We start from the raw sequence: 26518 nt of genomic DNA on the forward strand, positions 1-26518 counted from the left end.
GTTTGAAATCTCGCAGAGGGGGACATCATGAAGATTCACCAAGGTTCGATCGCCGCCATGATCGGCGTTTTTTTGGTGGTTTTGACTTTCGCGTTCCAGAACTGCGCGAAGACCGGCGACACCGACTCCAGTTCCCCTTTTCAGAACGGACAGGCTTTACCCCGCGGCGAGGCGTGCACGGACAGTTACGCCATGAGCGCGGTGACCTCGCCCGTTTGTACGGGCGGCTATACGGTTTCAACCGCGACCGGAACGGTGACGGCGGGACAGCCGCAGCTTTACATCTTCGGCATCTACCAAACGGACGCCAGCGCCTCCCACGCGAACAACCGCGCGGGCGCCATGACGATCAACGTCCCGGTGGGAAGCGATCCCGTTCATCTGGTCTTGGTCTCTTACGAGCCGACGAAGTGGACGATCACGGGCGAAACCCGTCGCGTGGCGCGCGTCCTGGTGGACTCCTACCGCTGCAATCAGGTGGTGGGTGTGAACACGGATTTGATCGAGTATTACTCGCATGACGGAAACGTCGCGGGCACGGTGACACGCGATCTGCGCGCGCAGCTCCTGTCCGAATCGGAACGTCAGTCTTTAAGCGAGGCGAATAAATTTCCCGTGATGAGTCGCATGGCGGGACTCTTGGGAGTGACGGTAGCGAAGGCTCAGTCGGTGTATTTAGGTGCTTGCGCCGCTTCGAGTACTTTCACGGCGGGACCTTAGGCTGCGAGTTCGAGAAGGTTTGCTTGATGAGAAACGTACCGGTTCAAGCAGAGAAGAGAAGTCACCCTGTGCTTTAATCGACGGGAGGGGCTCGCAACCGCCTCCCGCGGATCACAACAAGGGAAAAGGCAGAACGGATTACTTAACCACGCAGGTCACGATGGTCGAGAGCTTGCGACCCGCATCGTGGCGTTGGTACGCGCCGAGGTAACGAGCTTTTTCACCCGATTTTTTACCGGCGTAGAGGCCTTGGAGTGTGGCGACGACGTTACCGTCCGAGGAACCGTCGTCGATCTCGACGAGAATTTCCAGAGGCTGATACTTATACTGCGAAACGAGGTAAGCGGGAAACACCTCATTGTCTGAGGACGAACGCGACTCATTGATGTCAGACATGAGTCTGTTTGATTTATTGTTCGCAATTTCAAAACTCACGATCGGCAGCGTGCTGTTGCTGAAGATGAGGCCTTTATAACATTTCACATTGAGATTAGCGGCGAATGCACTAGTCGAAATCAGGGTTGCTGCGGCGATGAAGGCAAGTTTCGCGAGTTTCATTAAAGGCTCCCTTGTTTGTTGATGCCTTTCCCTATTTCAATTCGCGGGCCATCTGCCACCCCCCAACACGTTCGACATCGGCAAGAAGTGACTACAGACGAGTCACCATAGTCTGACGGGTGTCAGCTTTTTTTCGACAATTCAATGCAATCAATTGTTTTAAATTGGATTTTTCAGATTGAGACGCAAGCGGTTGAAGCTCTAACGCCTGAAGTTGAGACGTCTAGGACTCACGTTCAAGGAGGAGCCAGCGTACGTCGAGTACAACGCACATGAAAATTTGCCGTACTTGTTTTACCCGCACTTGTTTCACTGCCGTTGTTAAACGAAAGCGCCCAGGCATTTGATGCCGTAGCCTGAGTCGAGGACCAATAGTTGTAACTCGAGCTCGCAGTGATGAAACCTGGCAATATGCTCTCTCGACCCCCTACCCCGACACAATTGACCTCAGACTGAGGGTTCGAAGCATTATGACTGCCTCCGGCCGCTTTACAGTACAGGTAGGTCAGCTCTGATTTCGATGGCAAAAACCAGTCTGTATGACCTCCAAATGCCATCTGATAGCAATAACGTAGAGCCGTGAGACCAGAATCCCCCGCCGCGATCGAATCGTATTCTGAACCTGATCTCAGCGACTTGGTGGATATCGAGCTCACCGTTTCAATTCCTACGGGACTGATCGCCGGACTTGACCATACCATTTTTTGAGGAGTTCCGTCAGTTCCGCCGGGACAAGTCGTACTGTCTGTACAGCCCGCGGGCGTAATGAAATAGTCATACCAATCCGTTTCCGACGAATGCTTGAATCGGCCCGCGTAAATCGTGTTATCTGCACAAAGAGTCCCTATCGGGGCATTCGGAACCGTGCATGGATCACTGGCGGCGCCGTTCGCAACAACCATCCATGACGTCCCTCCACAGAACCGGAGCACTCCCGCAGTATCGTCAAAACGAATCATTCCTGCTTCGGCCGCGTTGCAGGCGGCTCCCGCAGTGCCGTCCACCCGCCAATTCGTGCCGCCGGTACAATAAAAGAGTTCATTGCCGACTCGAGAAATTAGGCCTTCAGTCCCGCAGGTTCCTTGAACGGAACTGGCGGTTTCATTGTGCCAATTCGTTCCGTCGCAGAGTTTCAGCTTTCCGCCATACACTTGAAACTGGCCGCGCTTGCCCACGGGGCTCGTGCAGGCCGCCTCAGCGATTCCCGGGATCATCATCAAAACGAATAACCACCGCCACGGAATCATTCCGCAAGACCCGCCGCGCGCTCCAGGCGCAGCAGACGCTCCTCGAGTTGACGATTCTTTTCTTCAAGCGAATGGTTCTTCGACTCAAGATCCGAAATACGGCGCTCCAGCTGTTCGCGCGAGATTTCGCAACGGACGTCGAGTTCTTTCACCGCTTCGATCAAGGGCGCGAGCAGATAGTTGTACTTCACGGCCTTGTAGCCATTTGCATCCGTCCGCACGGCATCCGGGAATACGCGCTCCACTTCCTGCGCGATCACTCCGGCGTCACCGTCGCCGTTTGAGCGCCAGCGGTATTGCTTACCGGCCAACTGGCGAATCGCCGACAAGCCGGGAGCGGGATGGATATCCATCTTCATCCGTTCATCCGAGGTCGAGATGAAGGCGACCGCTTTCACATTGCCCGCGACACTCAATTTTTCACCACTGGGATCGGGAGCGGCCGATCCGATATCAACATTCCCGTTCTTGAAGATCGTCACCGCGTTGCTTCGGGATCCAGCACCGCTCCCATTTCCAATGACAAAAAGCGGATCCGTTGCAACCCAGGTGGTCGCGTTTCCGAGTATGTCGATATTATAACGACCGAAAGTGGACTGAGAAAACGTGCTGGCCTTGGAGGCAAAATTCGCGGCGAAGGAATTATCACCATCCGCAACGTTTCCTTGACCGCCGGCGACGAAGGAATAGCTCCCATTCCCCTGTCCCGCCATCCCGCCGGCCACGATCGAGTATTGCCCCACAGCGGAGTTGCTGTGTCCACCGGCAACCGTGGCCGCGTAACCGGAAGCCGTGTTCTGCAGACCGCCAACGATGGTAGAGTAGTTTCCGCTGGCGACCTGAGCCGCGCTTCCGCGTACAAGTTGAAAGTCGACGGCCTTCATTCCCCGCTTATTCCCACCACTACTCGCATTGTTCGAAGCTTGCGCGAGCAAGGCACCATTGCCTTTCGGTGTGATCGCAACATCGATATTGACGGGTGCCCCGTTCGCGACCAATCCCGCCGCGGGGACCGTGTCATTAGGTACCAAGTCAGAATATGTTTCGCTAAATCGGACTAAGCCGGCGCTCTTCCAAACAGTTCCCGTGTAGAATTTCAGATTGTTTCCATCGGCGGAATCAATCGCGATGTCGCCCGCCACCGGCCCGACGGTTTGCAAAGTCCCCGCCGGAATATGGATGGACAGCGGCTTGATCGCAAAGCGCATGACTCCCTCACTCGAGAAGGCCGTCACGCCCGTGCTTGGGCTATACATTCCCGTCAGGCTATTTCCTTGAAATGTAAAGGCGGGCGTCGCCGGCCCCAAACTCTCCGAGCGAACCATGGGACCAGACATTAGCGGTGAGTAAAGTCCGTTGTGATCGAACAGAAATTTACTCACTCCGTTCGCGCTGAAGCCGAGCGTATGCGACGTACCGGTATGATAAAATCCCGTATTGTTATCCGGCGCGAAACGTATGCTTGGCGCCGTCACGGATCCCGTTGCGGCCGTCAGAACTCCCGTCATCGCTACGCTTCCGTCGCGCCGGAAATCTCCAGCTGCGGCGGTGGTCCAACTCAAAACGCCACTCCCGTTCGTCTGCAAAACCTGGCCGGTCAGACCACTTGTTGCCGGTAACACGAAAGAAACGTTGGTCGCGATGGTGTTGGGCGCTCTTAAAGTCACGTAATTCGATTCATCGGCGTCCATGAAGCGAAGTTGTCCCGTGTTCGACCCATCTGCAGCGATTTGAATTTCGCCCGTTCCCTGGATTCGCAGCCGCTCCTTCTGGTCGGTACCCAGACGTAAAGCCGTCGCGTTATTGTACGTATCCATGAACACTATGTTCCGCGATTTCACGATCGGGACGTTAACATCACCATAGCCAATCGCGCCGACCTCGGTGCCCGACGAATTCAAATAGACGGTTTCCGCCCAATTTGCGTCCGATGCGGACTTCAGCACGATTTGATGATCGACACTGGAAATCGTGAGCCGGTTATTTGTATCGCTCCAGCTCAGCCCGTTGCTCGCCCCCAATGTCCCGTTAGAATTGAACTGCAACTGCCCGTTCGATCCTGCCGGAGTTTGAATGGGATTAGGAGCCCATGACAGATTCCCCGAGGCGTCCGTCGCCAGGAACTGACCGTTCGCGCCCACCGCGCTCGGCAAAGTCAGTGTGTAGTTCGCGGCCATCGCGTCCGACGCTCGAAGCGAAACACCGTTTGTTCCGTTTGTCGCGAGTTCACGCAATTGCAGACGACCTGAGTTCCCCGCTCCCGCCGCGACGGGGCCCGCGACGATTTCGCCTCCCGCTACGTGCAATCTTCCGGAGGGCGCAAAGGTGCCGATACCGACGTTCCCGCTTCCGGTCACGCGCATCCGCTCAACTTCCGAGCGGGTTCCGGCCGGGGTCGTGTACACCGAGAAGAACCCCGGACTCGAGGTCGAGGTCCAATCGTCCTCGGCCATGAACATCACAACTCCCGCCTTACTCCAATCGCCGACCGTGCTGCTCGCGGATCCAAGGAAATCGACAACGCCAAGGAGATCATCCTTTTTCACCGCCGCCGGACTCGAAACGTTGCCGCGCGCGCTACCCAAAATGACGGCCGCACCACCGGTCAAACCGGCGACACTTCCCTTATAATTGTCCACGCGGACGTTCGGATATTTCTCCGAGGTCGAGGAATTGTTACGCAAGTAGATCGACGGACTGTCGTCAGTCGCTTCCAGATGCAGATTACCTTCGGGACTTTGCGTTCCGATCCCGATCTTACCCGATGAACTCAAATGCATCCGCGGTAGATTATTCGTTTTGAAAACCAGATTTCGGTTGTCGTTCGTCCCGAGCGTGCCCGTCGCACCAAAGGAATTTCCGCCTTGCAGCCAACCCAAGGTCCCCATGGTCGTCGAGATATTGATCGAGCCCGCGGTCGACGCAATGGATATGCCCGCGCCCGCCGTCAAAGTCGCTTTCGCAAGTGTTCCGCTACTACCGATGAAGATTTGTCCGTCACCGGGCGCGGTGGACCAACCCGTTCCCCCGCGCGAGATCCCGAATACGCCGCTGACGATATCGTCCGTTTCGAGCGCGCGGAACGTGGGCGCCGTGCTGCCCGTAAGCGGTCCCGCCAGCACGGACCGCGCCGACTGAGCCGCCAAATCGAATCCCAACGTTCCACCCGAAGCGATCGTTCCCGAGCTCACCGCAAAAATACCGGGAGTCCGCAAATGAACGGCGACATCCGCGCCGACGCTTCCCCATGACAAATTGCCCGAACCATCGGTCCGCAGATACGAGCCCGCGGATCCATTCGCGGCAGGCCAAATCATTTGGTAATCCGTGAAAGAATTCGGCGCGCGGAAATGAATGGCGCCGGAACTCGCACCTTTCAAATAGATGTCTTCAACATAAGCCCCCGTTCCGTTGAACGAAGACGCAAAGATATTTCCCGATCCGTCGCGCATGACCAGGGTGTTATTCACATTATTCGTGGCTGCGTTTGTCGAGATCGAGAAAACCCCCGCGCCAAGATCCAACTCAATTCCGTTACTCGACGTGAGTGGCATCGTGCCCAACGTTCCAGAGCCAATCCCCATCATCACCTGGCCAATGCCGATACTCGAAAGATCGAGCCCCGTTCCGCCGAACTGCAGCCCCAGAGTCCCCGAGGTGATTTTCTCCGCGCTGAGATTCGGAATATCCGTTGCGGCCAGCGCACGGAAGGACGGAACGCCGGACGTTCCTTGCGGCGCCGCGAACACATAGTTGTGCGTCTGCGATTTCAGAGTCAAAGAAAGGTCGCCCGAATTCACAATCGGCGAATTGCCAACGTCGAAAATATCCGTCGGAGCGCTCAGACCCACGCTGGTGACCGACCCCCCCGTGCCCCAGCCCGTATTCGGATTTTTACAGTTATTTCCGTTGATGTCGCAAATCTCGGCGGCCGCGATTTTCCCTGCCACGTGCAGAAGGCCCGACGGTGCGCTGGTGCCGATGCCGATTCCCACCGAGCCGCCGTTCAAGTAGGTCGGGCCATTGGAATCGAGGCGTATCAGCGGAGTGCCCGAGGCGGAACTCTCCGAGTGACCATAGATGTTCAGATAATTGCGGTTGGTCTCGCGGCCCATGCGGATGCTAATCTTCTCCGGCGTTCCGGTGTGGGAGAAGTCCCAGCTTCCGATACTTTGGATGTTCAAAAACTTCGTTCGCGTATATCCCGAGTTATCGTTGCCGATAATCAAAGTCGAGCCGGCATGAGTGTCTCCAACCGCGATGGCGCCCCGGACCGTCAATCGCTCCGGGATGTCGTTAGGAGCGGCGCCGATTCCGACGTTTCCATCGGCATTGATCATCATCCGTACTTGGCTGTTCGTTCCGAAGCCGAGGTGGCCCGTGGCGGACATCGTCATGAGCGACGCGGAGTGGGGACCGAGCCCACCCACCGCGTTCGAACTGTTCAGCGAGAGAATCGCGGCGGTCGCGAGGCTGTCGTTCCCCAGAAAGATCGCCGTGGCCGCAGCACTGTTATTCGAACTGTTGCGGACCGTGATGCCCTGACCGTTCGCAACGTTTGCTTGCACGTCGAAAATACTGTTGGGATTGTTCGTGCCGACGCCCACCCAGCCGTCATCATAATAAGTATTGGAGGCATTCAGTTTCCAGGGAGAAGCTCCGGTGGAGCCGGTGGAGCCTGTGGCACCTGTGGCACCTGTGGCACCTGTGGCACCTGTGGCGCCCGTTGCACCTGTGGAACCCGTTGCACCTGTGGAACCCGTTGCACCTGTGGAACCCGTTGCACCTGTGGAACCCGTTGCACCTGTGGAACCCGTTGCACCTGTGGAACCCGTCGCACCTGTGGAACCCGTTGCACCTGTGGCACCTGTTGCACCTGTGGCACCTGTTGCCTGTGGAACCCGTTGCACCTGTGGAACCCGTTGCACCTGTGGAGACCCGTCGCCTGTGGAACCCGTGCCTGGCGATTCCGTTGCACCTGTGGAACCCGTCGCACCTGTGGAACCCGTTGCACCTGTGGAACCCGTCGCACCTGTGGAACCCGTTGCACCTACTGTACCTGTAGCACCGGTCTCACCTGTTGCGCCTGTCGCACCCGTTGCGCCCGTCGCACCCGTTGCACCTGTCGCACCCGTTGCACCTGTCGCACCCGTTGCACCTGTCGCACCCGTTGCACCTGTCGCACCCGTTGCACCTGTCGCACCCGTTGCACCTGTCGCACCCGCTGTACCTGTGGCACCGGTCTCACCTGTTGCACCTGTCGCACCCGCTGTACCTGTGGCACCGGTCTCACCTGTGGCACCCGTAGCACCTGTGGCACCCGTAGCACCTGTGGCACCCGTAGCACCTGTGGCACCCGTAGCACCTGTGGCACCTGTGGCACCCGTAGCACCTGTGGCACCCGTAGCACCGGTCTCACCCGTCGCACCCGTTACACCCGTCGCACCCGTTACACCCGTCGCACCCGTCGCACCCGTTACACCCGTTACACCCGTCGCACCCGTTACACCTGTAGCACCGGTCTCACCCGTTGCACCTGTAGCACCCGTGGCACCCGTCATGCCACCGCCCGCGGGCTGGCACTCCCACTGGGTCGTGCTCTGATTCCATTGCAAAACGTCCCCGTCCGCACCACAGTTGAAAGGCAGCGCCTGCTTCAAGCCAACATCGTAGCCCAACAGCTGCGTGGCGGTCCCCGGCGTACCGTAAGTCAGATAATCCTCCGCCACTCGTCCGCCCAATTTTTCCGAGTCCACGGCTTGGTAATAGGGTTCGACTTCCTGGCGATCGACTTCCACAAACGCGGCGGAGCCGATCTTCACGCTGACCACGATGTCGCGTTTACGCAGAGCCGAAATCGTGTGAGGTCCGCCGGTCGCCGCGCCCGTCACCGGATCACGGCAAGTCGCGACCACATCTTTCGCCGAGCTCAACGCGTCTTGGACGTTCGCGACGGCCATGAACTGATCGGCATTTTGCAAAACGCCACCGTCGATGCGGATCGAAAAGTTGCCGTCGATGTCGGTCGTGACGGATTGCGTGTTGCGATAAAGATAGCAGGTGTTCGCCTTGATCTCGATTCGCGCGCTGATCGGGCCGGCATAGGGTTGACCGCTCGAATCGAACAGACGCCCCGAGTAGACCATCTGCGTATCTTCGGCCGGGGCCGCGAACACCGCGAAGCTCGTGAACATGGACAAAAGCAACGGGATCAGGCGGATCATTGCACGACCCCCTGAACTTGGATTTGCACCGAGGTGGTCCCGTCCGTCAGCGTGGCCGCGCGGATCGGTTGCGATTCAAGCTTTCCGCCTTGCACGCTGAATCCACCCGACAGGGTTTTCACCTTGCCGCCCAAGCGATTCAGACCGATCGAGCCGACCGCGAAGAAGCCGCGCACGACCCGTTTGAGTTTGAAAATCGTCGGCGTCGTCAGCCCGAAGTTCGAACGACCACGAAGCAAGCCCGTCACTTCATCGCCGTGCTGCATCTGCATCAAACGGGACCACCGCTGACCGACGTTGCTGACGTCGTAGGAAAATTGGCAATGCGACGAACACGAAGCGAGATCGATTTTGAAAGAGGATTGCGGCGTGTTCTCGAGTGGAATCCACGAACCGCCGTTGTCCATGCTCACTTCCAGCGAACTCACCAGTTTGGAAACGCGGCCGCTGAACGTCAGGTCGTAGAGCTCGAGCGAACGCGCTTCGAATGTGTCACGATCCAGAATGATGGGGGGTAACTCTTCCGTCGCGGAAATGGTTGGCGAACCTTGGGTGCAACCCAAAGCAAAAAATACCGCCAAGCAGGTTAAAGCCAGCTGCCATTTCATCAGCTAACTTATCGGAATGAGAGGCTGTCCTCTTTATCATCAAAATTTGGAAAATCCCTTTTTAGACTAGAGTCTTAACCTTCGTGAAAGCGCTCAACTCGACCACCGACGCGACGAAAACTCGGACTTTCAGCGTGTCAGCCTGAGCCGGACTTCGTTCCGGGACGGAACAAGATACGGTTCAAATTGACTCAGGACGGGTCGCGCGAAACAGTCAGAGTATGCGTCACTTAGCCCAATGCTTGATCGCCGGAGTTCTTTTGATGTCGACCCTGCCCGCATGGCCCCGAAACCTGCCCGCGGAATTTAGAAACCTTAAGTCGCTACCGAAGGTCGTGGTCGACCTCCGCTACGCCTCGACCAACAATTTCATGAAAAAGAACGTCTACGGCGACTTCAAAGAGACCTTCCTGCACGAAAAAGCGTTCGGCATGTTGAAGGCCGCCAGCGAAGAACTCGACCGACGTCGGCCCGGCTACAAGCTCATCGTCTTCGATGCCCTCCGTCCGCGCAGCGTTCAGCGCGTACTTTATTCGTTCGTCGTCGGCACACCCGAAGAAAAGTACGTCGCCAATCCCGACAAGGGCGGCATGCACAACTACGGATTCGCCGTGGACCTTTCCATCGTCGACGAGCAAGGAAATGAACTCGACATGGGAACGCCGTTCGACGACTTCACCGATCTTTCGCAGCCCCAACTGGAAGAGAAATTTCTGAAGGCAGGGAAGATTTCGGAAAAGCAGGTCGCGAACCGCAAACTCCTTCGCGAAGTCATGGAAAAACAGGGTTACAAAGTGCTGCCGCACGAATGGTGGCACTTCGACGCGCTTCCCGGCGACCAGGTCCGCAAAAACTATAAAATCGTGGAATAGAAAATCAGCCGAACAACGGCCAGCGTTCGCCCGTCCGCATCCGCTCACGGAAAGCGTCCAGCGGCGCGCGCGCGTCCACCAAAGGCTCGCGGTGTCCGGGACACAAAGTGTCCACGGGCAATTCCAGAAGACGTTCGATCGAACGTTGTCCCGCATCCAGATCCTCGGTCACGGGGCGCGACATACGCCGCACCTGACCGCCCACCGTCGCCAGCGCATCGCCGGCGAATAAAGTTCCCGTCTTTTCGTCGAAGACCGCCAGATGACCCGGCGTATGTCCCGGCGTCAGCACGATACGAAACCGATCATGCAAGAGCTCGCCGTTTTGGACTTCGACGAACTTCTCCAGGCGCACGCCCGGACCGCCGTTCAGCAAGCCTTTGAACAGCACGAGCGGCCCCTCCTCGGGAATCCAGCGACTCAAACGACCGCCCAAGCCATTATTCACGGGCCGGATCATCATCGAGCCTTCGGCCGAATGACAGTAGATCGGACAACCCGCTTCGTTCTGCAGAAGAAGTGAGCCCGCGGAATGATCGTTATGCCAATGTGTCAGCACGCAGCCCGCGACGTCGGTCATGTTGCGGCGAAGTTCGCGCAGGGCGCACCAGATGTCGTCGCCGCCGGAGCTCATCCCCGCGTCGATGAAGAACAACCGACGCTCGTCGATCTCCACCACGTAAGAACACGTCAGATACGACGGGCGACGAATGCACCAGATCTTCGGCACCACCGGAAAAAATTCGATGCGTCCCCCGCGTGATCCCTTCATCGCGGCAACCGGCCGATCAGCACCAAACCCTGCGTACTCGGGATGGAAAGGTAAGCGAAAATGTCCTTACCCATGTCGCGAACTTCGATCGAACCGCGTCCATCGTAACGGTAGGCCATGTTTTCACGAAAAACTTCGAACTCCAGATCCGGCGTCGTCTTCAACAGCACTTGTTCCATCGAATTCACGGCGACCATGGAAACGCGGTTCGCCAACTCCGGCGCCACCGTGAAGGTCAGATTGAAATTCGCGCGATCGAAAACGAGCATGATTTTAGACTGATCACGCGAAACCCAGAACAGCGCGAGCAGATCCCCGCCCAGCGAAACCAAACGCGTATTCGCCTCGCGCACCAGGATCGTTTCCATGCCGAAGCGTTGCCCCTCGGTGGCCGCGTCGGTCCACTCTCCGACAAGCCCGGTCAATTTGTAGACCCTGACCGCGCGGATTCCCAGAATCGGCGGCGCCGTCGGATAACGATAGAATTTCGCTTCGCGCGGGCGCTGCACGACCCAGTCGTCGACGTCCTTGATCAAACTTGCGATGTGACGATCCAAAAGAACACCCACGCGGTGGGTTTCTTCCGAGATGACCTCGGCCGTCGCACGATATTTGTAGACCTGGTAGATGCGCACCAAAAAGATGGCCGCCAGAATGAAACCGAACGTCCCTAAGCCCCAAGCCACCGACGATGGCGTATACATGCCGAAACGGCCGATACGCAATCGAGTGGGACTGGGGTTGGGCGTGGTGGTTTCGAGGTTCACGTTCTAGTCTTGTTCGTCCGGTTTCTCTTCGGGGGGACGCTCGGGTCCGATCTTGAAGTTCTTGAACTCTTGACCGTCGTAGCGGAAAAGCTGCCCCTCGTTGTCCATCACCGTCGTCAGATTCACCGGCCGCGACCAGAGCGCGTACAGGTTCTTCATCGTCTCGGTCATGAAGTCGGGTTGCAGATCGATGCCTTCCCACATGTGCGACATCAGAAGTTCACCACGGTTTTCAAAGTTCGCGTCTTCCACGCGGATGATCGGTTGCCCGAAGTTCGTCATGTGGAAAAGCAACTGAGCTTTGATCGCCTTGAAATCCCGGGTGTTCACTTCGAACGCCTGAGTCTTCTTATTGAATTTGTAGACGAAGAGCTTATTGCGGACGCAGAAGTCTTCCGTCAGGAACTCGTCGATGAAGGTGACGTCGTTGTAGATCTTCCGCACCTGGAAGATCTTCTCGCGGCCTTCCATCGTCTTTTTGTCCCAGTGTTTGCGTTCACGCACGTCGTCGCATTGTTCCCACTCGCGACCGAACTGTCCTTTGTTCCAACGCTCTTCGATATCGCGGAAAAGCTCGATACCGACCTTGTAAGGATTGTAACCCTGGGGGCTCATGGCCACGGTACCCGAATGGTGATCGGCGTAGTCGATCACCTCGGCGTCGGTCAAAATCCGCTGGGTCATCAGGGTCGTGTGCCAATAAGACGCCCAACCTTCGTTCATCGTCTTCGTCATCCCTTGGGGCGCGAAGTAGTAGGCCTCGTTACGGATGATCGAAAGCACGTCCTGCTGCCATTCTTCCAAAGGCGCGTACTGCAACAGGAACTTCAGCACGTCGCGCTGGGGCTCGGCCGGGAATTTCTGCTGCTTCATCGACGCTTGCGCGAGCTTCGCCTTCTGCTCCCTCACGAAATCCGGAGGATTGATGTAGTCGCGCATATACTCGCGGTCGTAACGAAGCAGGAAGCTGTCGCGCGGTTTTTCGCTCGCGGCGGACTCTTCGCGCCGGGACGGCGGGTCGGCGTAAACCGAATAGCGGTCGATCAGATTCTCGAGCGAGAGGCACTTGTCGATGAAGTCCTCGACGACCTCGATGCCGTAGCGGTCCATGTAGCGACGGATGCGGGTCGCATGGTTCGCCATGGTGTCCATCATCTTACGATCGGTCTTCGAGAACCAAACGTTGTTCTTGAAGAAGTCGCAGTGACCGTAAACGTGCGCCATGACCAGCTTCTGGTCCATGTGCATATTGCCTTCCATCAGGTAGGCATAGCAGGGATCGGTATTGATCACCATTTCGTAGATCTTCGAAAGCCCGTACTCGTAGGATTTCGAAAGATGCTCGTACTCCATACCGAATTTCCAGTGCGGATAACGCACCGGAAATCCGCCGTAAGCGGCGAACTGGTTGATTTGATCGTAGGTAATCAGCTCGAAAATGGTTTCGAAACAATCCAGGCCCACCTCTTTCGAGATCGCCAGAATCTTTTTTCGTTCCGCTTCGAGTTCCGGAGTCAAATTACCCATACGCTCACTTCCCTTTGCCTAAAAAGTCTTTGATCGAATCGAGGATCTTATCGCGACTCTCGATCTGGCTAAGGATGATGCGATCATCCTCTGGAAACTCTTTCTGCAGATCCTTCAGGAACTGACCGCTGCCGTACTTCGACTCCACTTGTCCGTAACCGAACATATTGCAGTTCGGGATGAAAAATTCGCGCAGCATACGGATGCACAAACGCGTGTCCTCGCCGCTCCAGTTGTCCCCGTCCGAAAAGTGAAACGGATAGATGTTCCACTCGTTCGGCGGATAATCGGTGGCGATGATCTCTTGCGCGAGCTTGTAGGCCGAGCTGATCAAGGTCCCGCCCGATTCGCTCGTGCGGAAGAACGTGTTTTCGTCGACCTCTTTCGCCGCCGCATCGTGGATGATGAAGCGGGTCTCGAGGCCCTTGTAATGGCGACGCAACCACGCGTTGATCCAGAAGCTTTCCAGACGCACGATCTCTTTCTGCTCGTCGCCCATGGAGCCCGAAACGTCCATCATGTAGATGATGACCGCTTTGGTCATGGGCTTCGTGATCGTTTTGAAGCTGCGGTACTGGAAATCCCGCTTGATCGGCACGATCACGGGCTCGTCGGGATTGTAGACGCCCGACGAAATATAGCGCTTCAACGCGTTTTTGTACGAGGACTTGAAGTGACGAAGGCCCGCCGGCCCCACGGGCGCAAGCCCCGAGTACTTGGTCTTCGTCGTTTCGATGTTCTTTTGCCCTTTGGGCTGGATATTCGGAAGTTCGAGCTTCTCGCCCAGAATCTGCGCGAGCTCGTCGATCGTCAGCTCGGTCTCGAGCATGTGCTCGCCGGGATCGCTTCCCGCTTGGCCCTGGCCATCGCCCGGATCGCCGACGCCTTCGCCGGGCTGGCCTTCACCCTGCCCGACGCCGCCTTTTTGCTTCGGCCCGTAACGGAAGTTCGGGATGTCGATCTGCGGAAGCGGAATTTTGACGAACTCGTTCTCGCGCTTACCGATCATCTCGCCTTGCGAGACATACTTGCGGAAGTTCTCTTTGATCTTCCCTTTAACGATGTCGCGAAAACGGTTCTGATCTTCTTTGATCGACATGTAACCCCAACTTATTTGTTCTTCACATCTCCACGCGCGTAGATGCTCGCCACGTAGTGGAGAATGTCGATGGCCGAGATCTCGTCATAACCGAACTCTTTAATGAGGCGGGTTTTAACGATATCGATCTTTTCCTGCGTATCCTTGTCGACGACCGAGCTGACCAGCGAGGTCAGCTTGATGCTGTCCTTCTGATCTTCGAACAGCTTCAGCTCCAAGGCCTTGTGCAGGCGTTCGTTCATCTTGTAGTTGAACTTCTTCCCTTCAAGAGACAGCGCGCCGATGTAGTTCATGATTTCGCGGCGGAAGTCGTCTTTGCGCGATTCGGGAATCTCGATCTTCTCTTCGATCGAGCGCATCAGGCGATCATCGGGTTCCTCGTCCTGACCGGTGAAGGAGTTACGGACGCGCTCCTTCTGCGTATAGGCCTTAACGTTGTCGATGTAGTTCGCGCACAAACGCTGCAACGCCGATTCGTCGGCGCTGATCGCGCGTTGGACTTCGCCTTTGATGATCTCTTCGTATTCTTGGCGAACGACGCCCAAGAGCTCACGGTACTCGGCCTTCAGCTCTTCGTTGGCCAGCAACGAATGGTTCTTCAAACCCGACTCGAGCTCGTTGATGATCATGAACGGGTTCACCGAACCGCGGTTGTTCTGCTGCGCCATCACGATGGCGTTTGAAATCTTGTCCTGGATATAACGGGGAGAGATCCCTTCCAGCCCTTCGCGTTGAGTTTCCTTGCGAAGCTCGCGGACGTTATCTTCCGTGTAACTGGGAAGGGTCTTCCCGTTATAAAGTTTGAGTTTTTGCAGACGCGTGAGGTTCGCCTTCTTCGGCTTTTCCAAACGGGTCATCACGGCCCACATCGCGGCCATCTCGATGGTGTGCGGTGCGATCGAAATGCCGCGAATCCGCTTCGAGTTGAAGTCCTTCTTGTAGATGTTGATCTCGTCCTTCCACTTGGTGATGTAAGGAATGTCGATCTTCACCGTACGGTCGCGCAGGGCTTCCATGAATTCGTTGTCCTGAAGCCGGCGGTACTCGGGTTCGTTCGTGTGACCGATGATGACTTCATCGATATGCGTCTGCGCGAACTTCTTCGGCTTCACGCGATGTTCCTGCGAGGCGCCCAAAAGATCGTAAAGGAACGCGACGTCGAGTTTCAGAACCTCGACGAACTCGATCATTCCGCGGTTGGCGACGTTGAATTCACCGTCGAAGTTAAACGCGCGCGGATCCGAATCCGATCCGTACTCGGCGATCTTGCGGTAATTGATGTCGCCCGTCAGCTCCGTCGAGTCTTGGTTCTTTTCATCTTTCGGCTGGAAGGTGCCGATCCCGATGCGGTCGGCTTCCGACAGCACCATACGTTTCACCTTCACGTGCGAAAGGACTTTCACCAGATCGTTGTTATAACGCTCCATCAATTGTTTGAAGATGAAGCGGCTTGGGGGCGAAAGTTCGCCGTCGATATTCACGCGGAAAGCGCCTTCTTGGCCACGGTTCAGATCGTCGATGACCGTCGCGCGCATCCCTTCCGGGATCAGCAGTAAAGGCTCTTCGTGCATGGGGCTCGGGAAGACTTTCGCTTCCTTACCCAGCAGACCGTTCAGTTCACCTTTGGTATCGATCCATTCGAAGGTGTACATCGCGCCCGCTTCGGACTTCGAGTACTCTTCGATTCCTTTCTTCAGCATACGGCAGACCGTGGACTTCGCCGAACCGACGGGACCGTGTAGAAGGATGACCCGCTTTTCGGTTCCGTAACCGAGCGCCGCCGATTTCAGAACGTTCACGAGTTTCATCAAGGGAACGTCCATCCCGAAGACGGCGTCCTTCCCGTTATTCTTCGCATCGTCGAAGAATTTGTAGCGGATGATCGGCTTTTTGAAGTCGACGTACTCTTCCGTACCCGCTTCCATGATCATGTCGTACATGCGTTGGAACGCATTGCGCGTGATCCGGGGGTTCGCCTTCACGAGGTTGAGGTATTCCTCAAAGCTCCCCGTCCAGTTGGCGTGGTAAGTTCCGCTCTGTTGTGTCCAATTTTGCACTAGAGACTGAAAGTCCACTTTCGCCATGGGTCCCTCCTCGACGATACGGGAACCCCCCGGCGATGACCGGCGTGGGGTTCCGTTTCAGTATGACCGAATTCTGTCTCAGAAGGGAAAAAGAAGATCGATAAATTCTCGATCTTGCTTGTTTTTAAACGCCGCTCAGGAATAAGCGCGGCTTATGGTTTCACGGATTCGTAATTGGGCGGCACATTCAACGTGAAGGCTTTGTTCACGTCCTGGACCTTCGTCGGGACTTCCTTCAAACGAAACTCAAAATCGTAGCGCGGGTCCGAAATCGAGACCTTTTTGAAATCCCCCGAACGGTCGGACCATGTCACTTTTCGAGACTCCGCCGCCTGCGTGCACTCGGCCAGCAAGCCACCGCCATCACGCGTACAGCTCCAACCGTCGCCACGCAGTTCTTGATCGCGTAACAGCGCCGAAATCCACGCCGGGTCCAACGGCATCCGGAGACTCCGCGCCAGCGCCGCCCGGTTAGCCGAGCCCTTATAATATTTTTTGTCCCGCGGAAGGATGGCCGTCATCTCGCCGTCATTCACCACCGCGGCCGCCAGCACCACCGCGAAGTTCGCGTTCACGTCGATGCGCAAGCGCTCACGTCCCATCGCCAAGAAATCCATTTCGATGGTGTGTTTACGATCCTGACGTCGGTCGAAGACTTCCACCTTCGAAGTCCATTGACGCAGATTCTCGTCCGTTTTTTCCTGTTCGCTTAAAGGAGCGCGGCTCGCGCAGCCCATGATTGTCAGCAGCAGAAATGCGGTTGTAATCTTTTTCATTCCTGGGATTCTGGCAGAGCCACGTGGACCGGGCAATATAGAATGGAGAACATGACTTCCCTCTCGAAATTCGCTCTAAAAATCGCACTGATCCCTTTGACGTTGTGCGCGCTCGCGGGGTGTTGGCAAGAGGTCGTCACCGGTCATCCCGAGGACAAAATCCGTCCGCTCAACGATACGGATGTGGAACGTTTGGAAGAGGCGCTCGAAAGTCTGGGCCGCCCCGAAGCCGCGCTCCGCATCGTTCTGCAGAACGCATCGAGCCCCCAAACTCCCGCGAAAACCACGGCCCTCGCGAACACGCTGCTGCCGTCCGTCTGCGATCTGAGTTCGCAATCCACCGACAATAAATGGGGACCCGCCGATCTTCGTCTGAGCGCGGTCGGCGCCGGCTGCCCGGTCACCGCCGAAATCTCGACGGCGACCACGGAAGCGGGACTGCAAACCACGTTGCGCCTGACCTACGCGCGCCGGATTCCCGAGGCGCAGCACCTCGTCGACGCGCGCGAGGTGATTTCCTTCAGCGCGATCGGCAACCGCTTGCGCCGTCAAATCGTGAACGTGCCCGTCCCCTCCGTACAGACCGAGGACTCGATCCGCGGACGCGGACGCCTGCAAAACGGCGACGTGATCGAAGTGAACGTCTCGCAACGGACGCAAGCCGTGTTCGGGAAATCGACGCACGAATATCGCCACCGGCAGCTCACGCTGACGGTGAAAACGCGTTCCTTCTTTTTGGAGTCCGAAGACAAGAGCGAGGGCGGAAACTTCTATCGCCTGAATGGCAAAGACATTCCCGCCGCGGTCTTCGAGGATTACTTCTCGAGGTTGGGCTTCATCGGCAGTCTTTCGCCGTCCACGGACGCCGGCTGACGCCCATCCGCGCGAACCTGATACTGAATTTCCAACGCCGAGATCTTCTGCGTCAGTTCCCGCGCACGCGTCTTTGAATCCGCGTACTCCAGCGCACGCTCGTACATCATGCGGGCCTTCTCGATCATCTGCCCTTTGAAGTAGGCGTCGCCCAAATGCTCCGCGATGATGCTTTCCCGCGGTTGCGCCTGGTGCGCGCGCTCAAGATAAGAGATCGCTTCCGACCAGTTGCCGCGCTTGAACAGAATCCATCCGTAAGTATCCAGGATGAAACCGTCCTTCGGCTCGAGGTCAATGGCGCGCTGAGCGAGGTCTTCCGCCTCTTCGAGGTTATCCCCCAACTCCGCGAAAGTGAACGCCAGGTAATTCAGACCCTGCACGTGCTGGGGATCCATGTTGATCACCTTGCGCATTTGCGTGATCACTTTGTCTTTTTGTCCTTTGCGGTCGTAAACCGTGCCCAAGAAGAAGTTCAGCTGAACGTTCTCGGGAAACTGCGCCAGACCATCGTTCAAAACGCTCTCGGATTTCGCGACGTCGCCCTTCTCGTCGTACAGAGTCGCCGCCAACGAGTAGAACTGGGGAACATCCGACTTCTGCTTCAAAGCCGCGTCGACCAGCGTGATCGCCTCGTCGGTCTTGCGCTTCGTCTTCAGCAAATAGGCGGCATGAATGACCGATTCCGAATAGAATGAAGAGCCCGGGGGGACTTTCTTGAAGTGTTCGATCGCCTTGTCGGCTTCGCCCATCTCTTCAAAGACCGCCGCAAGGTAGAAACGGATCTTGTCCGAATCCGGCACCTGGCGCAGCACTTCGAAAAGCTTGTCCGCCGCCTGGGGATAGCGCTTCAGCTCGATGAGCATCAGCGCGATGCGCACTTTCACCGACAGCGCGTCGTCCGAACGCTTTTCGATGATCTCGAACTGCTCGAGCGCGTTCGCGAAGTCGTCTTGCTCCATGTAGACCTGCGATAGGATCTCGGCGATTTTTTCGCTGGGACCTTGATCGCGTTGGAAGTTCTTGTAAAGCGTCACCGCCTCCATGACCTTCCCTTGTTTGTTCAGAAGCTGTCCCAACGCCAGGACCGAGTCCGCGTGGTCGGGCTTTTTCTCGAGCGCATTGCGATAAGCCTTCGCCGCAAATTTCAGATTCGCGTCGCCGCCCTGATCGGTGCGGATGCGACCCAAGTAATAGTAGGCCATGTGCGGCGTCGCGTAGTCTTCGTTCTTCGCGAGCGACTCGAAGTACTTCACCGCCTTGGGATAGTCCTTCTTCTCGGCGTACACCGCGCCCAAGTACATCGGCGCCTCGGTGTTGTCCGGATTCAGCTCGAGAACTTTTTTGTAGAAATCGACGGCTTTGTCGTAGTCTTTGAGCGTCGAGTACAACCCGCCCAACAAGAGCAACGCGTCCTCGGACTTCGGATCCAAATTCGATGCGGTCTGCGCACTTTCCAAGCTCTCCGACAACATACCCAGTTTCACGTACTCGGCCGCCAAACGCAGATGCACCGCCGCAGCTTGGTTGTCGTAAACGAGCACCGTCTTGAAGGCCTCGATCGCCTTTTGATGCTGGCCATCGAAGCTGAGCGCTTCGCCCATGGCGTAGTGATAGTCGGCGCGCGTGCGCGTCGAAACTTGATCGACGCGATCATCAATCTGCGCCGCGTTTGCGGGAGGTTGCAGCGAGGCCGGAGCCCGGTTGCCATCATCGACCGCCGCCGATTGGTAGTATCCACCACCTTCAGTGCGACTCGTCGTATGCGAACAACCCACGGCGCCAAAGCACACCAACAGCATCAGGATTTCTAAGCGCCGGGACATGAGTCCTCCCTTTCAGGACTCTTCGGCGCAAACCGAGACGGGCTTGATTGATGGGGGGTCCGGAACTCGCCGCAAAGTTTTGATGCGAGGTATTTCGAAAGAAATTCCCTCCTTCGAGGGTCGATCTGACACCGAGAAAAAACGCGAAAATCCCCGTGATTTTGGGCTTTTAACGACCCTCCCGACGGGCAGCAAATGGTCTTTCAAGGATACTTAAACATCGAGAAGGACTCATGAAATTTGAAACCATTTCGGGCTACACCGAACTTGGGACGAGCGAGAAACCCGCCGTTTTCTAGACTCCGCCGTGACGGGTCGAAGGTCGATAACGCAATGTGTTTGGATGAGGGTCTAGGCTCACTTGACATCATGTGCCGCCCTGACTACTTTCCCGCCAGAACGAAAACCCAAAGAGTTATTAGGACTTAATCAGGGGGAGGCCAGTTTGATGAACCAGAACGACGCCGTTGGAACTATGAAGTCGGCGAACGCGAAAGTGAAAATCATTAAGCGTTACCAAAACCGTAAGCTCTACGACACACAGCAGAGCTGTTATGTGACTCTCGACGACATCGCTAAGATGATCCGCACAAACGAAGAAGTCATGGTGATCGACAACAAGTCGAAGAACGATATCACCGCGGCAACTTTGACTCAGATCATCTTCGAAGCTGAGAAGAAAGCTTCGCAGTACGCTCCGCTGTTCACACTTCGTGAAATCATCCAGAACGGCAACGGAAGCATCTCGAACTACCTGGCGAAATTGGGAGCATTCCCGCAAGACTACATGCAGAAACAGGCTGCGAACGCTCTCGCTAACGCTGAGCGCGCTTCGACAGACAGCGTGAAAGAGAATCTCGAGCAACGTGTCGCTTCGGCGGCGGCTCGCGCTTCGGCGGACACGACTGCAAAAGTCGCGGCGGAGAAGGCCACCATCCTTCCGGGAATGCAGGATGAGAACACTCCCATCCTTCCCGGTTCGACCAACAACGGAAACTTCGGCGGTACAAACTAACTTCGGTTAGAGATCGCGAGATTCTTGAAGAACCCGGCGCACAACGCCGGGTTTTTTATGTCACACGCAAGACGGATCCCACTCGGCGAGCATCACGTCGTCCTTAGCGCAGACTGCGCCACGCGTAGAACGTCTTCTGACCGCCACGAATCAAAATTTCGGGCTCTTCTTTGCGGTCGATCGTGGGCTGCCCCGTGACATCGACACCTTGGATCGTCATGCGGTAAGTCCCCGGCGGGACGGGAATGCGCACAATTTGAATGCTCTGCGGAAGAAGCGACCAGTTGCGTAGGTCCGCGCGGTCGCTCACCTGCATCGCGATGTCCGCCAAGAGGCCCAGCGTCTGATCCTTCTGTCGGATTTGATCCGCAACCACCTTCTTCGCGACGAAAGCCCCCACTTTACGCGCCACCATCCATGAATAGTCCGCGTTGAGCGTCGTGATCGCCGCATTTTCAAGATCGTAAACCATCGAAGATTTCCCGCGGTAATCGGGAGTCAGCCTTCCCCCATACAATGCGACCTCGACACCGTAGGTTTCCGAGCGCGAAGGCACCAACATCGGATAGCGAGAGTCTTGATAGCTGAAAGCTTTGCGCGGCCCCCAGCCCTGCTCATAGACCAAGATTAGCTCGCCCCAAGAGCGATCGACGCTTTCACTGGGATCGGTCACTCCCACGAACTGGGCTTTCCAACGATTGAGGGCATCCGTCCGACGGGCTAAACGCGCGCTCCGCAACAAATCACGAGGTAATGCGGGGATCGAGGGATCCAGTTTGTAGGTCCGCTCGTAAGCGATGTAGGCGTCGTCGTACTGCTTGTTCGTTTCATAAATCAGTGCCGAGAGATAGATCGCGAAGGGACTGTATTCGTAGTTTTCCCGGCCATTGTTACGGATGCGATTGATCTTGTCGTTGATGCGCCGGACTTCGACCATCGCGGAATCCCGCTGTCCCATCTGCATGAAATTCAGCGCAAGGTAAGCGTTCACGAGCAAGTTCTCGTAAGACTCGCCCTTGTATTGAAGCATTTCTTCCGAACCCAAGGTCGCCATCACGTTACGCGAAACGGATTGGTAATCGACTTCGTCAGCCAGCTTGTCGGCCTGCATGAACACTTGGTTCGAGTCTTGATAACGGCCCGAAATCCGCAGCGCGGTTCCGTACTCCATCAAGTTCAAAAGTTGATCGCCGTCGGGCTGGGCCGCGAGCCGACCGAGCTCGGCAACCGCTTCGTCGTACTGCTGGCTTTTCAGCATCAAGCGCGGCTTTTCGATGCGCGACTGGTGGGTCGCGCAACCCGCAAGCCCTAGCGCAAGAACCGCGCTAAAAAAAATGGAGGTCCCTCGCGGGAACCTCCATCGAATGAAAAAAGAAAGGGCGATGGCCATCGCCGTGCCTTCTTAGAGTCCGACCGCGCGCTTTTTGAAGGTCTTGCGCAGTTGTTTGTGATTGGTCCAAGAGATGACCGAAGTCTTCAGGTTGGTCAGGTTCAGGGTCAGCTTGTAATAGACCGTTTTGTCTTTGCCGACTTCTTGAACGTTCGAATCCAGACGACCATTGACGATGAAGTCCGCGCCGATCTGTCCGCCGGGACCTTTTTTCGTGGTCTCGTTCACCATGCCCGAATCTTGGTAGTTGTACTCGTCGGCGATATCCTGACGTGCTTCCTTATCGATGAACGCGACTTTGCCCGTTTGCGACAGCTCGACGCGCACCATATCCATGATGTTCTGACCGTCGATGTGTTCGCTGGTTTTATTCTGCAGGCTGGTGACCATGACGATCGGCGGAACTTTGGCGTTCGCGATCGTGGGATTTTTCACCATCGAGGCAACCAGATCCGCGACCGCTTTTTGCATGTCGGTTTCCGACCACTGATCGGTCATGAGGTTTTCACGCTCGGGATCGTCGTATTCACCTTTGACGAAGGCTTTCGGTCCGCAAGCCGACAGTGCGAGCATGGATGTCAGAAAAGTTCCGGCCACCAGTGACTTGAACAGATTCATGGGGTCTCCCTTGTTCCTAAATAGCTTTGGTGCCCTCTGATCTTAAGGAGCCCTCCCGATTCTGGGCAAGGGTAAAGTCCGCCTTGTGGGACGGCGCTCGGACACAGGACCAGACTCCGGAGCGTGGCTTCAGCGACACAGTTCCCCGCCTTCGTCACAAGTTTGCAACGCCAGCACGACATGGAACAAACTCGAGCTGAAATTCCGTCCGTACCGCTCCTTCCCGAACGCGGCGATTATTATGATCGCAGCGTTAAAATCGCCACGCTTTTGAAACAGCTTCTCGTGAACGCGTGGCAGGAAGAGGTCTGGGTGTTTTCGCTCAACTCCCACTTGGAGCTGATCCGTGCGCATCTCGTCTTCCGCGGAACTGCGGACGCCTGTCCGGTGCATCCGCGCGACGTCTTTCGCCACCTCATCGCCGACAATGCCACGCGCTTCATCATCGCGCACAATCATCCCAGTGGAAGATCCATGCCTTCACGCGACGATCTGCGCTTTACCGACCGCCTCGTCAAAGCCGGAGCGATGATGGAAATTCCACTCCTGGACCACGTCATCGTCAGCCGCGAGCAATTTTACAGTTTCGCGGACCACGGCCGGGTCAAAGGTCCTGGCACTTCGATTAAGCGAGTGTGAAGAAATCGCCGTCTTATCAAGAAGTCGCGAAAAACGCCGATGCTTCCTGGGTTACCCCCGCAGTCAGGAGTCGCGATGAGCTTTCGATCACAGATGCTTTCGGTTTTCGCCTTTCTTTGGGTCGGCCTGCTCATTCTCTCTTACCTGGCCTTCAGCTCGATCAACGACGTGACCTTGAGCTTCAGCAGCCTTTCGGACGAAAGCGTTCCGAAACTCGGGGATCTTTCCGGCCTGCGAAATCGCGGACGCCAAACCCATGGCGAAAGCCTGACCTTGGTCCTTTTCGGCGACTCGGCGGAGGTTCGCGCACGCAGCCTGCCGAGCCTCACCAAAGCCCTTGGCCGTTACGATGAAATCGCGGCCGAGTACGCGGGCCGCGGTCTGAATAGCGCCGAAGAAAAGGAACTCTTCCAAACCGCGCAAAAAGCATGGCAAGAGGTTCAAGACTTGGGTCGTAAAATCGAGGCGCAAGCCAAACTGTCCGAAATTTCGACACTGGATACTCCCGAAAACCGTGCGCTCCTGATCAAAATGGACTCGGCCGTAACCGCCCACCAGAAAAATCTGTTGGCGTTAGACGACTACACCGTCGCCGCCGGAGAACAGTGGACGAACTCCGCAACCGCCGCAAGCTCGCGAGCCAAACATTTGGTGCTCATTTTAGCGGGCATCATCATCGGATTCTCGATGGCCATTTCTTATTGGGTGGCGAACCGCATCTCGAAAGCCCTGACCCAGATCGCGTCCTCATTGCATCAAGGAGCGAACGAAGTCGCGAAGCAGTCCGACTCCGTCCGCGTCTCCAGCGTTACCCTGAACACCGCGACGGCGCGCCAAGCTTCGGCCGTGAATCAGACGGTCGCCGCCACCTCGGAAGTTGTCGCGATGATCGAGCGCACCACCGAAAGCTCCGAAAGAAATTTGGGAATCGCTCAAGAGTGCCAACAGCATTCGGCCCGCGGCCGCGCTTCGGTGCAACAAATGGTCAGTGCGATCGAGCAAATCCACGCGATGAACCACGATATGTTCACCCGCATCCGCGAACGCAACCAGGAGTTTTCCGAGATCTCGCGAATCATGGTCGAAATCCAAAGCAAAACGGCCATGATTAACGATATCGTCTTCAAAACGAATCTGCTTTCATTCAACGCCTCGGTCGAAGCGGCCCGCGCGGGAGAATACGGCAAGGGCTTCGCCGTCGTCGCTCAAGAGGTGGCCAAACTGGCGGCCACGAGCGGTGAAGCCGCTAAAGAAATCGAATCGCTACTGCAACTCAGCAGCGACCGTGTTTCCGAAATCGTCACGCAAACGGCGCAGATGATCGAAGAGATGATCGAAACGGGTAATGAAAAACTCGACGTGGGACAGAAAACCGCGACCTCTTGTGCCGAGGCTTTCGCCGATTTGAATGCTCGGATCGACACGATTTCTTTGACGACGGAAGAAGTCACCCGCGCCACGAAAGAACAGCTCGTGGGCATCGCCGAAATCAATCGTGCCATGCAAGACGTCAGCGATGCGACCGAGCTCACCGCCCAAAATGCGGAAGAGTGCTCATCCGCCGCACAAATCACGGCGGATCAGGTCACCCAAACGGAAATCTCGGTTAGCCAGCTCCTCCGCTTGGTCAACGGTCGCTCGCACGAGCCCGCCGCTTAGAACTTAGATTCTAACATGACGTACGCGAACGTGCTGTTCCGTACGTCGCGTCCCGCTTGATCCAACGTATCTTTCAAATACGCTCCCGGCAAAAAGGCCGCCGCGGCGGCGGACCAAGTGTTCGCTTTGTCTTGCTTGTAGCTCACGACCAAATCGATTTCGTTACCGATCTCTTTCGCCGTGCTGGTCGCCGAACCAAAAGCGCTCGTCCCGTTCGTACCGTAGCTACGACGATCCGTCGCGCGACGTTGGAAGTTGTAGGCCCAGAATTCCGTTCCCCACTTCTCGCTCCAACTTGATTTCACGTAAAGTGCTTGCGAGCTCAGATTGCGGCGGCCCAGAACATCGGCCCGGCCCAAGGGTTTGTTCGTCGAGGGGTACAGCTCGCTCCAGTTCTCGCCGGCCGAGGTCGCCTCAAGCCCGACGATATGTCCCGCCATTTCCGGAGTCGACAAATCCAAAACCCACATCTCGGCGTTCGATCCATCGCCGACGAAAGCGGTGCTGCCCGAGCCTTTCGCGAATTCCAAGGCGTAGGCGTAGCCGCCCGGTTTCCCCTCAAGGCGTAAACCGTAGATCTGCAAGCGGCTGGGGCCTCCGGTATCCGTGGTCGCGGTCACCTTCGTATCCAAATCCACACGTTCAAACGCGTAGATATGGAATGAACTGAGGGCTTGCCCACCAGCGTAGTTCAGGTAAGCGCCGTTCAAATCGCGATCGCCCCCGTCCGCTCCGTTACCGAGGTCGGCCACTTTCGCCTGAAACAAATCGAGGTTCAATGAACCAAGTTTTCCGCTGAACATCACGGTGTCGAAAGAACGACCGTAGGTTCCCCAATCCCCCGGCCCCAAAATAAATTGATCGCCGTAACGTAGCCGCATCCGACCGATCTTCGCCCGTACGACGTCACCCAACGGTACGTCGATGTAAGCTTGGAATGCGGTGATCGCGTCGCCAGGATAGGCACTGTTGCCGCTACTTTCCGTCAAGGCCACCGTCGGATTTCCCGTCGCGTCCTGACCGGGCGAATAGACTTCCTGACCGAATCGTTTCGCGAGCTGGGGTTCGATGACGATCTTCGCGCCCGACTCTAAATCCCAAGTGATGTTCGGGCGCAGACGCATCGAAAGATAGCTGCGGCTGGTGGTGAAACTCGAAGTCCGCGCTTGATCTTCGAAGCGCATACGTCCGGCTCCGGAAACTTTGATACCGGACTTTGATTTTTCAGCGGGGGCAACGGCGGGCGC

At 56.6% G+C, this 26518-nt stretch carries 20 protein-coding genes; 6 read left to right on the forward strand and 14 right to left on the reverse strand.

The window, feature by feature from the left end; translation table 11 throughout:
- The first annotated feature begins 27 nt into the window (after nt 1–27).
- Entirely contained in the window at nt 28–720 is a 693-nt protein-coding gene (locus tag KF767_03520) for a hypothetical protein (protein ID MBX3016934.1), read from the forward strand.
- A 138-nt stretch (nt 721–858) separates the two neighbouring features.
- Here KF767_03520 and KF767_03525 read toward each other — a convergent pair whose 3' ends face one another.
- The 4 genes from KF767_03525 to KF767_03540 all read right to left on the reverse strand — a co-directional run bounded on the left by KF767_03525 (nt 859) and on the right by KF767_03540 (nt 9357).
- The gene (locus KF767_03525) at nt 859–1116 is read right to left on the reverse strand and encodes a hypothetical protein (protein ID MBX3016935.1); all 258 of its coding nucleotides are present in this window, start codon (nt 1114–1116) and stop codon (nt 859–861) included.
- 398 nt (nt 1117–1514) lie between these two features.
- Complete coding sequence (locus KF767_03530; protein ID MBX3016936.1) at nt 1515–2495, reverse strand: DUF1566 domain-containing protein; 981 nt, start codon at nt 2493–2495, stop codon at nt 1515–1517.
- Nucleotides 2496–2521: 26 nt separating this feature from the next.
- Nucleotides 2522–8749: a tail fiber domain-containing protein gene (locus KF767_03535; GenBank protein MBX3016937.1), complete on the reverse strand. Its 6228-nt coding sequence runs from the start codon at nt 8747–8749 to the stop codon at nt 2522–2524.
- Nucleotides 8746–9357: a hypothetical protein gene (locus tag KF767_03540; protein ID MBX3016938.1), complete on the reverse strand. Its 612-nt coding sequence runs from the start codon at nt 9355–9357 to the stop codon at nt 8746–8748. Before KF767_03540 ends, KF767_03535 begins: the two co-directional genes overlap by 4 nt.
- A 221-nt stretch (nt 9358–9578) precedes the next feature.
- Between KF767_03540 and KF767_03545 the strand changes: the two genes are divergently transcribed.
- The gene (locus KF767_03545; protein ID MBX3016939.1) at nt 9579–10229 is read left to right on the forward strand and encodes a M15 family metallopeptidase; all 651 of its coding nucleotides are present in this window, start codon (nt 9579–9581) and stop codon (nt 10227–10229) included.
- A 4-nt stretch (nt 10230–10233) separates the two neighbouring features.
- Here KF767_03545 and KF767_03550 read toward each other — a convergent pair whose 3' ends face one another.
- The 6 genes from KF767_03550 to KF767_03575 form a co-directional block, all read right to left on the reverse strand.
- Nucleotides 10234–11001: an MBL fold metallo-hydrolase gene (locus KF767_03550; GenBank protein MBX3016940.1), complete on the reverse strand. Its 768-nt coding sequence runs from the start codon at nt 10999–11001 to the stop codon at nt 10234–10236.
- Nucleotides 10998–11768: a hypothetical protein gene (locus tag KF767_03555; GenBank protein MBX3016941.1), complete on the reverse strand. Its 771-nt coding sequence runs from the start codon at nt 11766–11768 to the stop codon at nt 10998–11000. The genes KF767_03550 and KF767_03555 overlap by 4 nt, the downstream gene beginning before the upstream one ends.
- A 3-nt stretch (nt 11769–11771) precedes the next feature.
- On the reverse strand, nt 11772–13295 hold the full coding sequence (locus tag KF767_03560; protein MBX3016942.1) for a SpoVR family protein: 1524 nt from the start codon (nt 13293–13295) through the stop codon (nt 11772–11774).
- 4 nt (nt 13296–13299) lie between these two features.
- Nucleotides 13300–14394, reverse strand: coding sequence for a DUF444 family protein (locus KF767_03565; GenBank protein ID MBX3016943.1), 1095 nt, complete (start codon nt 14392–14394; stop codon nt 13300–13302).
- An 11-nt stretch (nt 14395–14405) separates the two neighbouring features.
- On the reverse strand, nt 14406–16478 hold the full coding sequence (locus tag KF767_03570; GenBank protein MBX3016944.1) for a serine protein kinase: 2073 nt from the start codon (nt 16476–16478) through the stop codon (nt 14406–14408).
- A gap of 152 nt (nt 16479–16630) precedes the next feature.
- Entirely contained in the window at nt 16631–17254 is a 624-nt protein-coding gene (locus tag KF767_03575; protein ID MBX3016945.1) for a hypothetical protein, read from the reverse strand.
- A gap of 51 nt (nt 17255–17305) precedes the next feature.
- Between KF767_03575 and KF767_03580 the strand changes: the two genes are divergently transcribed.
- Nucleotides 17306–18127 carry a hypothetical protein gene (locus KF767_03580; GenBank protein ID MBX3016946.1) on the forward strand — a complete coding sequence of 274 codons (822 nt, stop codon included), beginning with the start codon at nt 17306–17308 and terminating at the stop codon, nt 18125–18127.
- Here the strand turns inward: KF767_03580 and KF767_03585 are convergent.
- A complete protein-coding gene (locus tag KF767_03585) occupies nt 18070–19926 on the reverse strand; it encodes a tetratricopeptide repeat protein (GenBank protein ID MBX3016947.1) in 1857 nt (618 codons plus the stop codon). The genes KF767_03580 and KF767_03585 overlap by 58 nt on opposite strands.
- Nucleotides 19927–20395: 469 nt before the next feature.
- On the opposite strand from KF767_03585, the gene KF767_03590 reads away from it, so the two are divergent.
- A complete protein-coding gene (locus KF767_03590; GenBank protein MBX3016948.1) occupies nt 20396–20965 on the forward strand; it encodes a polyhydroxyalkanoate synthesis regulator DNA-binding domain-containing protein in 570 nt (189 codons plus the stop codon).
- Between the two features lie 103 nt (nt 20966–21068).
- On the opposite strand, the gene KF767_03595 is transcribed toward KF767_03590, so the two are convergent.
- Complete coding sequence (locus KF767_03595; protein ID MBX3016949.1) at nt 21069–22226, reverse strand: hypothetical protein; 1158 nt, start codon at nt 22224–22226, stop codon at nt 21069–21071.
- Between the two features lie 141 nt (nt 22227–22367).
- The gene (gene lpoB / locus KF767_03600) at nt 22368–22973 is read right to left on the reverse strand and encodes a penicillin-binding protein activator LpoB (GenBank protein MBX3016950.1); all 606 of its coding nucleotides are present in this window, start codon (nt 22971–22973) and stop codon (nt 22368–22370) included.
- Between the two features lie 123 nt (nt 22974–23096).
- Between lpoB and KF767_03605 the strand changes: the two genes are divergently transcribed.
- Both KF767_03605 and KF767_03610 read left to right on the forward strand, forming a co-directional pair.
- Nucleotides 23097–23612, forward strand: a complete 516-nt coding sequence (locus KF767_03605; protein ID MBX3016951.1) for a JAB domain-containing protein — start codon at nt 23097–23099, stop codon at nt 23610–23612.
- A gap of 75 nt (nt 23613–23687) precedes the next feature.
- A complete protein-coding gene (locus tag KF767_03610) occupies nt 23688–25271 on the forward strand; it encodes a hypothetical protein (GenBank protein MBX3016952.1) in 1584 nt (527 codons plus the stop codon).
- Here the strand turns inward: KF767_03610 and KF767_03615 are convergent.
- Nucleotides 25268–26455, reverse strand: coding sequence for an alginate export family protein (locus KF767_03615; protein ID MBX3016953.1), 1188 nt, complete (start codon nt 26453–26455; stop codon nt 25268–25270). The two genes, KF767_03610 and KF767_03615, sit on opposite strands and share 4 nt — an antisense overlap.
- Nucleotides 26456–26518: the final 63 nt, after the last annotated feature.

The organism is Pseudobdellovibrionaceae bacterium (assembly GCA_019637875.1).
Taxonomy (GTDB): domain Bacteria; phylum Bdellovibrionota; class Bdellovibrionia; order Bdellovibrionales; family Bdellovibrionaceae; genus JAHBUW01.